Raw genomic sequence first — 11,715 nt, forward strand, 5'->3', positions numbered from 1 at the left:
ATCGTGCAAAAAAGTGGGAACCGGTTTTTTGCAAAAACGATGCGACAGCAAAAAACTTGGAGCCTATCGCGTGATTCATAAATCACGCGATAGGCTCCAGAGTCGTCAGCCGCCCTGCGTCGCCACCCAGCGGTCGACATCGGCCAGCACCTGCGTGGCGACCTTGTTGTTCAGCTCGATCGAGGCGATGGCGCCCAGCATGCCGGCTTGCGCATCCTGCGGCACGCTGGCCGCCATATAGGCGCGATATTGCGCGATCCGCGAAAGATCGGAGGCCTGCGAGGCGATGTTCATCGCCACATCCCACTGCACCTTGGGATCCAGCCCGGCGCCGGGTTCGCCCAGCCGGGGCACCGTCAGCTTCCACGCCAGATCGGGCTGGGCCGCGGCAAAGCGCCCCAGCAGGCCCTCATTGGTCCCGGCGGGCACCTCATTGCTCAGCACGATGTTGGCGATGGTCTTGGCAAAGGCGGGGTTTTCGGCCGTCACCAGCGCATTGTAGAGCGTGAGCTTGTCGAGCGGATCGGCAGTCGCCCGCGCCCTGGCCAGCAGCACCTTGAAAAAGCGCCGGTCGGCCTTGGCCGCCGCCACCGTCAGCGCGCTGCGCTGCTCGGCTGCCGAGCCGCTGCCGCTGGTGAAGACCGCGCGGGCATGGGCCAAAGTCTCGGCATCGCCCAATTGCCCCAGCGCCTCGACCAGCCGGGCGCGCGTGATGGCGTCATTGGCCGCCCCGGCAGAGGCCGGGCGCTTGTCCAGCACCGCCAGCACCGGGCGGATCAGCCTAATAGCATAGGCGCGAAACGCCTTGCGCGCCGCGCCTGCCTCATAGGCTTCGTCCAGCCCGGTCAGCACCTCGGCGGCGCGCTGCCACACCACCGGCTCGGCCGAGGGCGGCAGATGGGCCACCACCGCCAGAGCATTGCTGCCCGGCGCATAGCCCGAATTGCCCAGCGCCTGAGCATCCTGCATCAGCCCGATCTGGTCGACCGCGCTCATGGCGGGAACCTTGTTCAGAAGCGCCGTGAACATCGCCTGCGGGTAGAGCACCCGCGCATAGGCGCTCTGCCCCGCATTCACCAGCGCGAGGCCCTTCACCGGCACATCGGCCTCGCCGTCCAGCATCAGCGAGCTGGGCGTGCCACCCAAAGGCGCCACGCTCAAGGGAATGCGCCAATGCGCGGCCTCGCCGCCCGCGCCCGGCCCGGCGGAGCGGAAACTGTCCTGCGCCAGATGCAGGCCCTGTTTGGTGGCGCTCACGCGGATCAGCGGCACGCCGGGCTGGGTGGTGAAATCATGCTCGATGGCGAGGATCGGCTTTCCGGCCACCTCCTGCATCACGCTCCACAGATCGGCGTCCACCGTCGAGCCATAGGCATGGGCGCGCATATAGCGCTGCACGCCGGTGCGGAAGGCATCGGCCCCCATGTCGTCGGCCAGCATGGTGATGACCGCCGCGCCCTTGTCATAGGTGATGTCGTCGAAGGCCTGCGCGGCCTGATTGGCGGTGGTGATCTGCTTCAGAATGGCATGGGCCGAGGGCTGGGCATCGGCATCGCGCCCATTCTCGAAGAAGGTCTGCGCCTTCAGCCCGGTCTTCCATTCGGGGTGGAGCACATCGGCGGCATGGATCTGCATCCAGCGTGCAAAGCCTTCATTGAGCCACAGATTGTCCCACCAGTCCATCGTCACCAGATCGCCGAACCACTGATGTGCCATCTCATGCGAGACGATGGCGAAGACACGCTGGCGATCAGCCTCGGTCGAGCTGGCGGGGTCGAAGAGCAGGCTGGTCTGCGAGTAGAAGATGGCGCCCCAATTCTCCATGGAATCGCCCTGCAGCGAGCCGGGCGCGGCGATCAGGTCCAGCTTGGGCAGCGGATAGGGCGTGCCGAACCAGCCATTGTAGACATGCAGCAGCGCGGCGGCCTGATCGAGCGCATAGGCGCCTTTCGCGGTGTCCCCGCGTTTCACCACCACGCCGACATCGACGCCATCGACCTGGCGGTGAATGCGCTCCAGATCGCCCATGCCGAGAAAGAACAGATAGCTCGCCATGCGCGGGCTTTGCGCGAAGGTGACGCGGTTCATGTCCGGCGACAAAGCCACCGTGCGCGCCACCGGCATGTTCGACAGCGCCATCTGCCCGGCGGGCGCATCGACGGTGACGGTGTAGCTGGCCTTGATGCCGGGCTCGTCCCAGCCGGGGAAGACCTCGCGCGCGCTGGCCGGTTCCAGATTGGTGCCCAGCATGGAGCGCGGGCCATCCGCGCTCTGGTAATCCATGCTGAAGATGCCCAGCGTGTCACGCCCGATGGCGCCGTGATAGCGGATGGTCAGCACATGCTGCCCCGGCACGACGGGTTTGGGCAGATGCAGCGTGGCGCGGTCCAGCGCCTTGTCGAGCGAGATGGCATCGGCCGGAATGGCGACGGGCTTGCGGGTGCCTTCATCCAGCACGGCGCCGTCGAGGGTGAGATCCTTGGCGTTGAGGGTGATCTCGGCGGTGGCCTGTTTCACCTCCAGCGTGATGGCGTTGGTGCCGGTGAAGCGGTGCTCGGCCAGATCGGGGCGGATCGCCAGATCGTAATGGAGCGGCACCACGTCGGCGGGCAGAACCTCGCGCGTTTGCGCGCGCGGCATGGCGGGGCAGGCAAGACTGGAGGCACAGGCCAGCGTGGCCAACAGGGTCTTGCGATGCATGCGGCCTCTATGTTTATCGTGTCAGAACGGACGCATCTGCGCGTCCTGCGGTGACAGCATCATGAATGGCGGCGGCGGATCAACAGAAAAATCACCAGCCCCGAAACGGCGATCGACAGGGCCGTGAGGGCGTAACCGACATGCGCCACCGCTTGTTCCAGCGCCGGGCCCAGCGCATAGCCCAGCATGGTGAAGATCGAGCCCCACAGCGTCGCGGCCAGCAGGTTGAGCGGCAGAAAGCGCCGCAGCGGCATGCGTGAACAGCCCACCGCCACGGCGGTCACCGCGCGCAGCCCATAGGCAAAGCGGAACATCAGCACGAAACGCGCCGGATTGCGCTCGATCAGCGTGAGCGAGCGGCGAAAGGCCGGGCGGTGGATGACGGCCTGCACCATGCGGCTCTGGCGGAAGTTGCGGCTGAGCAGGAACCACATCTGGTCCACCATGAAGGAGCCGCCGATGGCCGCCAGTATCGCCACATAGGGCGGCAGCCAGTGGCGCTGCGCCAGCACGCCGCCCGCCAGGGCAAAGGGCTCCCCCTCGATGCCCGATCCCAGAGCGATGGCGATCAGGCCGTAATGGGCAATCAAATCTTCCAAACCATGGATTCCCGAGCGGTTGCGCGGCGCGTTATCACGATCGCGGGGCAGCGCAAACCCATGGATCCTTGTGTAAAAATTTTCAGTGGCGGCGTTGTTTCAGCACCGGATCGGGGGCGCCCAACGTGCCGCGCAGCAGGGCGAAGCCGACCGCGCCCAGCACCACGACCAGATCATTGACGATCGAGCAGCCGATCCCTTGCAGAAAGCCTCCGGCAAAACCGGGGAAGCCGCGGGGCGCGAAGCCCAGATCGGGATCGGGCAGCAGGCCCATGGCTCCGGCGATGCCCATCAGCAGGGCGGCGGGGATCCAGAAACAGGTGCTCAGCGCGATGCCGATCCGGCAGATGGTTCCCGTGGTCAGGCTGGACAGGCGCATGGCGCCGACAGTCTCGATCATGGTGTCCCTTTCCTTGGGGCGGGCAAAAATGGAAGGTTGAAGGCAAGCCCTGCCCTGTCAATCGCGCGGGCGGCGGAACGCGGCAAACCGTGCGCCATCCCCGCTGCAAAGCAGCCTTAAAAAATGGCGTTCCACACCAAAGGCTGCCGCAGTGGCGCCAAGGCCGACATTGAAGGGATTGCAAAGGGCAATGGCCCTTTGCCCGCCGGAGGCCCATTTTTATCCCCCTTAAATCCCCAAACGCAACAAACCACTGTATGCGCGCAACATGATGATTCGCCCTTCCCACCCCGAAGACGCTGACCGCATCATTGCCATCTGGCGCGATGCGGTGGATGCCACGCATGATTTCCTGACGCGCGAGGACCGCCTTGCGCTCGACGATCTGGTCTGCGGCTTCCTGCCCGAGGCGCCGCTGCTGCTGGCGGTGGATGCTGACGACCGCCCGCTGGGCTTCATGCTGATCGACGGCGGCCATATGGAGGCGCTGTTCATCGACCCGGCGCATCGCGGCACGGGCGTGGGCGCCGCGCTGCTGCGCCATGGCCTGTCGCTGCACCCGCAAATGACCACCGACGTCAACGAGCAGAACGCGCAGGCGGTCGGCTTCTACGAGCATATGGGCTTTACGCGGACGGGCCGCTCGGCGCTGGACGGGCAAGGCAGGCCCTATCCGCTGATCCATCTGGCGCGCGGTTAGATTTCCTTGAGATCGCTCACAAACTCATAGCGATCGCCGCGATAGACCGAGCGGGTGAACTCGACGATACGCCCGCTCGCCACCCAGGTCATGCGCTCGATGCGCAGCACCTCGGAGTTCTGCTTGACGCAGAGAATGCCCGCCTCGGTCGGCGTGGCCAGGGATGCCCTCACCCGCTGCGTGCCCGACACCGGGCGGAACCCGTGCGTTTCCAGCGCGTGATAGAGCGAATCCCCCAGACTATCGAGTTCGGGCAGAAACTCGGCAGGCACCACGGCATGTTCTATGGCCAAGGGCTCTCCGCCCGCCAGACGCACGCGGCCAAGGCGGGCGACGCGCGCCGTGTTGCCGATCTGCAGGGCGGTGGCCTCTTCCTCGGTGGGCTGGGCGTAGCTCTTGTTGATCCAGATGACGCCGGGGTCCTCGCCACGCTTGCGCGCCTCATCGGTGAAGCTGCTCAGCCGCCCGCCCGATGTCTCTATACGCCGCGCGACAAAGGTGCCCGAGCCCTGCTTGCGCACCAGCACGCCTTCCTCGATGAGCTGCTCGATCCCCTTGCGGATGGTGACGCGCGAGAGGCCCGCCATTTCGCTCAGATCCCGCTCGGAGGGCAAAGCGCTGCCCGGTCCGATGCCGCCGCTGTTGATATGCTCGCGCAGGGAGCGCGCCAACTGCAGATAGAGCGGCGTGCCCTCGTCTTCGCGCGTCCAGACCATATCACGCATCATGGTTCAGTCCCGCCGTCCCAGCTTCTGCAACACGCTGCGCAGATCGCCGCCATGCGCCTCAAGCAGGGCCCGGCCCTCATCGACCGGAACGCCCGAGGCGACCACGACGGCCAGCCGAATGTCATTCTCCGCCGCGGCCAGCGCATCCCCCGCTGTTACGGCATCGACCCCGGCGATATCCTGAACCATCCGCTGCCCGCGTTGCAAGAGCTTCGCATTGGAAATGCGCATGGCGACCATCCGGCCCTCATAGACCAGCCCGCGCCGCAGCATGATCGCGGTGGAGAGCAGGTTGAGCGCCGCCTTCTGCGCCGTGCCCGCCTTCATGCGGGTGGAGCCGGCGACGATCTCGCTGCCGGTCACCGCGAGAATGGCATGCTCGGCATGGGTCAGCAGCGCGGAACCGGGGTTGTTGGCGATGCCGATGGTCAGCGCGCCGCTTTCGCGCGCCTGGTCGATGGCGGCCACGGTGTAGGGCGTGCGGCCGCTGGCGGCGACGCCGATCACCACATCATGCGGGCCGATGTTGGCGGCGAGGACTTCCGCGCGGGCGGCCTGCGCATCGTCCTCGGCGCCCTCCTTGGCCTGTGTGAGGGCTCCCGAGCCGCCCGCCATCAGGAAGACCATGCGCTCCATCGTCCAGCCGAAGGTGGGGTAAAGCTCGGTGCCGTCCTGCACGGCGAGGCGCCCGGAGGTGCCAGCGCCCACAAAAACCAGCCTGCCGTCCGTGCCGAGGCGTTGCGCAGCCTGTTCGGCGGCGGCGGCGATGGCGGCGGTCTGCGATTGCAGCGCGGCGATGGCGGCCATCTGGCCTTCGAGCATCGCCTCGACCGCAAGCTGGGTGGGCCAGAGATCGAGGTCGCGATAGCGGGGATCAAGCGTTTCGGTGTTCATCAGGTCTGTCCTGCGGATCATTGGCCGGGGGCCGCGGGGGCGCGGTTTCCGGCGGGGAGGATGCAAATCAGGAAGGCAACGACTGTGCCGATGCAAAGCTGGAAGGGGAAGGACAGGCTGGCCAGCACCTCGGGGAAAGCAAGAGCGCGGGCGATAGAGGGCTGAAGCAACAGAACCGTGACAAAGCCGCCCAGCAGCGCCGCGATCACCGAGCCTGTCGAGCCGCGCTGGGTAAACAGCGCCGTGAAATAGACGCCCAGCAGCCCGGCATAGGTGAAGACCATGACCTGAAGCGCGAACTCCAGCAGGCCCATCTGGGTGTAGCGCTGCCAATAGAAGGAGACGACCGCCATCAGGAACATGGCAAAGCCGATCACTCCCATCCCCGCGCGACCGGCCTGAACGTAATGCTGTTCGGGCGCGTCTCCGCGCTTTTCGCGCCAGGGGCGGTAGAAATCCTGCACCAGCACCGAGGACATGGCGTTGAGCGCCGAATTGGTCGTCGCCACCGCCGCCGCGCAGATGCCCACCGTCACCAGCCCGCGCAGACCGCCGGGAAGCTGGGTGAGGATGTAATGCATGAAGATGCTGATCTTCTCGCCGCCGAAGCGGTTGGCGGCCAGAGCGGTGGTGCCGCCCATCAGATCGGGACGGTCATAGAACACATAGAGCAGCAGGCCGATCACGATGAACAGCCCCACCACCGGCACCGTGCCCAGCACCGACATATAGAGCCCGCGCGCGCTGGTCTTCGCGTCCGCGCAGGAGAGCAGGCGCTGCGTGGTGTCCTGATCCATCCCGGCATTGGCGATGTAGAGCAAGGTCATGCCCAGCACGACCGCAGGCATGGAAAAAGGATGCGAGGGCGAGAGCGACAGATCGAACAGCCGCAGCTTGTTGACGCCCTCTGGCGTGTGCATCAGCCCGTCGATGATCTGGCTGTTGGTCGCGGGGATCGCGTAACGCAGGAACACCAGCACCGCGATGGCCGAGCCGAGATAGACGCAGAACTGGATCAAATCGTTCCACAGCACGGATTTGAGGCCGCCCACAAAGGTGAACAGCACGCTGGCCACCACCAGCAAAGCCGCCGCGATCATGATCCCCTGAGCGCCCACGCTGCCCGTCATCACCATGGCCAGTGCAATCGCCGCCAGATAGACGCGCGCGCCACCGGCGAACACACGCCCGATCAGGAACATGCCGCCCGCCCAGCGCGTGGCCTTTTCGCTGAAGCGCAGGGTCAGCAGCTCGTAAGCGGTGGTCGCCTTGATGCGGTAGAAGCGCGGGATCATCACATGGGCCACAAAGATCGCGCCCAGAAGCCCGCCGATGTTGCCGCTCAGATAGGTGAGATCGCCGTGATAGCCATAATCGGGCCCGCCCAGAAAGGTCGCCGCCGATTGCGTGGCCGACAGCACCGAGACCGCCGCCAGCCAGGACGGCACACTGCCCCCGGCCAGAAAATACTCGCGCGCCGAACCGGTGCTGCGCGGGGTGAAGACCCAGCCCCCGCCCACCAGCAGCAGGATGTAGAGGCCGATCACCAGCCAGTCTGCCATGGAAAAGGGCAGCGTCATGAAGAAGTCTCCGCGATGGAAAAGGCCATCGAAAGGAAAAGGCAGCCCCCGACCGGCAAACCGGCCGGGAGCCGCAGGCAGGGTAAACCTAGATACGCGCCGTCAGCGAAATGCCCACGGTGCGGCCCATGATGTCATAGGTATCGGGGAAGGTGTTGAACACGCCGCCGGTCGAGACAAACGGCGGGCTCTTGTCGAAGATGTTGTAGAGGCCGGCGCTCATCGTCACCACATCGGTGAACTTGTAGCTGGCCGAGAGGTCGAACGTGTCCTGCGCGGCGATGGTCTCGGTCGAGCCCACCGTGCTGGAGCGCACCTTACCGATACGGTTCCAGTCGAACTGCACCACGCCCTTGTCGAACAGCCAGCCCATGCCCGCCGTGTGGCGATAGGCGGGCTGCACCAGCGTCGTGCCGTCGCTCGAGCAGGTGGCGCCGAAGGTGCCCTTGCACTGCACCGCCGAAACGGTCGAGTTGGCCTGGATCAGATAGGAGGTCACGATGTTGCCCTGATAGCTGAAGCGCATGCCCTTGCCCGGCAGCCAAGCGGCACGCGCCGTGTAGCTGGCGGCAATGTCCAGACCGCGCTGCAGCAGGCGGCCCAGATTCTGGTTGTTCACAAAGGCATCCTTGAAGGAGCCGTCAGCATTGCGCGTCACCAGCCCGCACAGCGGATTGCTGGCGGTGGGGTTGGTGACATAGCAGCTCGTGATCGCCGCGATGGGCTGGATCACGCCGACCGCGCCGCGCAGGTCGAGATTGTACCAATCGACCGAGACGTTGAGGCCCGGAATGAAGGTGGGCGTCAGCACCGCGCCCAGCGTCTTGGTGTAGCCGGTTTCGGGCTTCAGCGCGGGGTTGCCACCGTAATAGTAATTGCCCGTCAGATAGGTGGGCGAGAAGCTGTTGGTCGATCCGACAGCAGGCGCACCAAAGCGGGCGCATTGCGCGGCATTGCCGGTGCCCAGCACGCAGGGATCGCCGCCGTAACGCGGGGTAAGGCGCGCCACGGTGATGAGGTTGTTGAAGGGCAGCGAGGACATGCCCGCGGCAAACTCACCGAAGTTGGGGGTGCGCAGCACGCTCTGATAGGTGCCGCGGAAGCGCAGATTGCGGTCCACCTGCCAATTGGCCTCGGCCTTCCAGGTGCCGTGATTGCCGAAGAGGTTGTAGGAGGAATAGCGATAGGCCCCGCCCACATCCAGCTTGCGGATAAAGGGCGTGTCATGGATCAGCGGGATCAGCACCTCGCCATAGAGTTCCTTGACGTCGAACTCGCCATTGTAGGCGGCCTGCACGCCCTCGCGGTAGGTGTTGCCCGTCAGCAGCGGCGCATCCTGACCGATCGTGGCGGTCTCACGCCGGTACTCCACGCCGACTGCAAAGCCGATCGGGCCTGCGGGCAGCGAGAAGACATCGGCCAGCGAACCGCTGATCGTGCCCGCCGTGACGAACTGGTCGCGCGTGCGGCGGAAGCCGTTGATCGAGCTGCCCAAGGCGCTCGCCAGACCCGAAGAGTTCGGCCCGAAAATGTTCACCGTGTTGACGATGGAGGCGAAATTGTTCGCGCCGCTGGCATTGGTGACCAGACCATCGCCGGTGATCTCGGTGTTCTCGCTCGAACGACCATACTGGGCGTAGACATTCCACTTGATATGCGGCGTCAGCGGGCCCCGGAAGCCACCCTGCACCTGCAGCGTGTTGCGCTCGGTATCGTAATTGACCAGCCCCAGCTCGGCCAGCGAGCGCGAGACATTGACCTGCGCCGTGCCGTTCACAAAGGTGAGCTGGTTGCGGATGGCGTCGGTCAGGAAAGGATTGCTGGCGCTGATCCCCACCGTCTGGTTGACGGCGGCAGGCGCGGCGCCCGGCGTGCCGGTTTCCTGGCTGCGCATATGGGTGAACATGGCGCGGCCATAGAATTCGACCTGCGGCGTGATCTCATATTTGAACAGCGCGGCGGCATTGATGCGCTTGAGCGGCGAGGTCAGCGGGTACGAACCGGAAATGTTCGAGGTGGCCGAAGGGTTGGTGGTGAAAGCCCCGGCATCGGTGAAGCCGAACTTGCGCCCGCTCGCCACATCGGTGAAGACGCCGCCCACGCTGGGGATGGTCTGGTTGGGGGTGTTGGCCCAGTCGCGCTGACCGGCGCGCACGCCGTCGCGCTGGGTGTAATCCACCGCCAGCACCAGATGGCCGCGATCGCCCAGCTTGGAACCCCAGGTCAGCGAGCCGCCGTAATTGGCGCCGCCGCCGCGGGTGGCGAGGCGACCCGTGGTGCTGGCCTGAATGCCCTTGAACTCATCGTTGAGGATGAAGTTGACCACACCGGCCACGGCGTCCGCGCCATAAACCGCCGCCGCGCCGCCCGTCAGCACATCGACGCGTTTGATCAGCGAGGCGGGCAGTGCATTGGCGTCAACCGAGTTGCGGAAGCCGAAAGGCGCGGCGCGCGTGCCGTCGATCAGCACAAGGGTGCGGCTCTGGCCGAAGTTGCGCAGTTCCAGCACATTGGCGCCGAAGGCATCGCTGCCCTGCGAACCCTGACGGACACCGCCCGAAAGCTGGGGCAGCTTGGTCGAGAAATCCTCGATGGTCATCGCCGACTGCAGCTTGATCGCCTCCTGATTGGTGGAGGAGATCGGGCTGCTGGCGGTCAGCCCCGGCACGGCGATGCGCGTGCCGGTGACGACGATTTCACCCTGCGGCGCCTCAGCGGCGGGAGCAGCCGGAGCGGCAGCCGTATCCTGCGCATGGACGGCAACCGCCCCCTGCGCCAGCGCGATAGCCAGTGCCGCCGTGGCAATGGCGCGACGATCCAATGTAGCCATAGTTCTAAGCCCTCTTTTTTGTTCCCTGAAGTGTTCTGTGCATCCGGTTCATCAACGATGCCCCGCCCTTCTCTCCACACGGCGGGATCATGGGTGATGCCCAAATCTTCCGCCTGATATGCATTGCTGTGCCAAAAAGCAATCAGTGGTATTCGACTGGTAGCCTACCCCTGAACCATCGCCGCCGCGCAGGCCGGGCGCCACAGCCGTCCGCCGGTCAGCGGCGCGGCAACGCCGGTGGTGCCGGGGAAGGTCAGCGGCAGGCCACGCAGACTGCGCGCCGCCAGAAAGCCCATCGCCTCGGCCTCGACGAAATCGCTGCGCAGGCCCACGGAATCGGCGGCGCGGCAATCGCCCAGCCTCTCACGCAGGCCCTGCATCAACACCGGATTGTGGCAACCGCCGCCGCAGACCACCCATGTCGCGGGCGCTTCGGGCAGGCTGCCGACCGCCAGCGCCACCGAGTCCACGGTGAAGGCGGTCAGCGTCGCCACGGCATCCTCCAGCGTGTAATCCCACACCCAATCGAGCGAAAAATCATAGCGATCGAGCGACTTGGCGCCCCGAGCACGGAAATGCTCATGCGAGAGCAGATCGGCCAGAACCTGCCTGTCCACCTGCCCCGCCGCCGCCAGCCGCCCGCCATCGTCGTAACGCCCGGCGCCGCGCTGCTGCACCACCAGATCGATCAGACCATTGGCCGGGCCGGTGTCGAAAGCAACCAACTCGCCATCGGCGCCGATCCACGTCAGATTGGCCACGCCGCCCAGATTGAGGAAGCCCACCGGGCCTTTCAGCCCCAGAAACCGCGTCAAAGCCGCGTGATAGGCGGGCACCAGCGGCGCCCCCTCACCCCCGGCGCGCAGATCGTCCTGACGCATCGCCGCGACCACCGGCACATCCAGCGCATCGGCCAGATCCTGCGGGTCACCGATCTGCACTGAAAGCTGACGACGCGGGCGATGCAGCAGCGTCTGCCCATGAAAACCCACCAGATCGGGCTTGCGACCAGCCTGCGCGATCAGTTCCAAACCGGCGCGTTCATGCGCCGCATCGATCACGGCAGCGGCCTCCGCGAAACTGGCAGGCTGAGGCCCATACCCATCCCAATCCAGCGCATCCTGCGTGGCCGAGACCACCACCGCGCGCTCCGCATCGGTGAAGGGCACCAGCAAGGCCGGACCGAAGCGCTCGATCGACTCGCCGTCGGTTTCGATCATCGCGACATCGACGCCATCCAGCGACGTTCCGCTCATATACCCCATGACCAGCATCGGCTATCAT

The 11,715-nt window shown here is 65.7% G+C and carries 9 protein-coding genes; 1 reads left to right on the forward strand and 8 read right to left on the reverse strand.

Going from position 1 to position 11,715, the window contains the following annotated elements:
- Window positions 1–105: 105 nt before the first annotated feature.
- The 3 genes from ABDW49_RS14670 to ABDW49_RS14680 all read right to left on the reverse strand — a co-directional run bounded on the left by ABDW49_RS14670 (window position 106) and on the right by ABDW49_RS14680 (window position 3,699).
- The gene (locus tag ABDW49_RS14670; RefSeq protein ID WP_343612759.1) at window positions 106–2,700 is read right to left on the reverse strand and encodes a M1 family metallopeptidase; all 2,595 of its coding nucleotides are present in this window, start codon (window positions 2,698–2,700) and stop codon (window positions 106–108) included.
- Window positions 2,701–2,759: 59 nt separating this feature from the next.
- Window positions 2,760–3,299: a DedA family protein gene (locus tag ABDW49_RS14675; RefSeq protein ID WP_343612760.1), complete on the reverse strand. Its 540-nt coding sequence runs from the start codon at window positions 3,297–3,299 to the stop codon at window positions 2,760–2,762.
- 82 nt (window positions 3,300–3,381) lie between these two features.
- Window positions 3,382–3,699, reverse strand: coding sequence for a hypothetical protein (locus tag ABDW49_RS14680; RefSeq protein WP_343612761.1), 318 nt, complete (start codon window positions 3,697–3,699; stop codon window positions 3,382–3,384).
- A gap of 268 nt (window positions 3,700–3,967) precedes the next feature.
- On the opposite strand from ABDW49_RS14680, the gene ABDW49_RS14685 reads away from it, so the two are divergent.
- A complete protein-coding gene (locus ABDW49_RS14685; RefSeq protein WP_343612762.1) occupies window positions 3,968–4,399 on the forward strand; it encodes an acetyltransferase in 432 nt (143 codons plus the stop codon).
- On the opposite strand, the gene ABDW49_RS14690 is transcribed toward ABDW49_RS14685, so the two are convergent.
- The 5 genes from ABDW49_RS14690 to ABDW49_RS14710 all read right to left on the reverse strand — a co-directional run bounded on the left by ABDW49_RS14690 (window position 4,396) and on the right by ABDW49_RS14710 (window position 11,705).
- Complete coding sequence (locus ABDW49_RS14690; RefSeq protein WP_343614305.1) at window positions 4,396–5,124, reverse strand: GntR family transcriptional regulator; 729 nt, start codon at window positions 5,122–5,124, stop codon at window positions 4,396–4,398. The genes ABDW49_RS14685 and ABDW49_RS14690 overlap by 4 nt on opposite strands.
- Window positions 5,125–5,130: 6 nt before the next feature.
- Window positions 5,131–6,021: an N-acetylmuramic acid 6-phosphate etherase gene (locus ABDW49_RS14695; protein ID WP_343612763.1), complete on the reverse strand. Its 891-nt coding sequence runs from the start codon at window positions 6,019–6,021 to the stop codon at window positions 5,131–5,133.
- 17 nt (window positions 6,022–6,038) lie between these two features.
- A complete protein-coding gene (locus tag ABDW49_RS14700) occupies window positions 6,039–7,601 on the reverse strand; it encodes a sodium:solute symporter (RefSeq protein WP_343612764.1) in 1,563 nt (520 codons plus the stop codon).
- Window positions 7,602–7,689: 88 nt separating this feature from the next.
- Window positions 7,690–10,431, reverse strand: a complete 2,742-nt coding sequence (locus tag ABDW49_RS14705) for a TonB-dependent receptor (RefSeq protein ID WP_343612765.1) — start codon at window positions 10,429–10,431, stop codon at window positions 7,690–7,692.
- Between the two features lie 164 nt (window positions 10,432–10,595).
- Window positions 10,596–11,705 (reverse strand): anhydro-N-acetylmuramic acid kinase, encoded by a 1,110-nt coding sequence (locus ABDW49_RS14710; protein ID WP_343612766.1) that lies wholly within the window; start codon window positions 11,703–11,705, stop codon window positions 10,596–10,598.
- Between the last annotated feature and the right edge of the window lie 10 nt (window positions 11,706–11,715).

This window comes from Novosphingobium sp. (assembly GCF_039595395.1).
In the GTDB taxonomy this organism is placed as follows: Bacteria; Pseudomonadota; Alphaproteobacteria; order Sphingomonadales; family Sphingomonadaceae; genus Novosphingobium.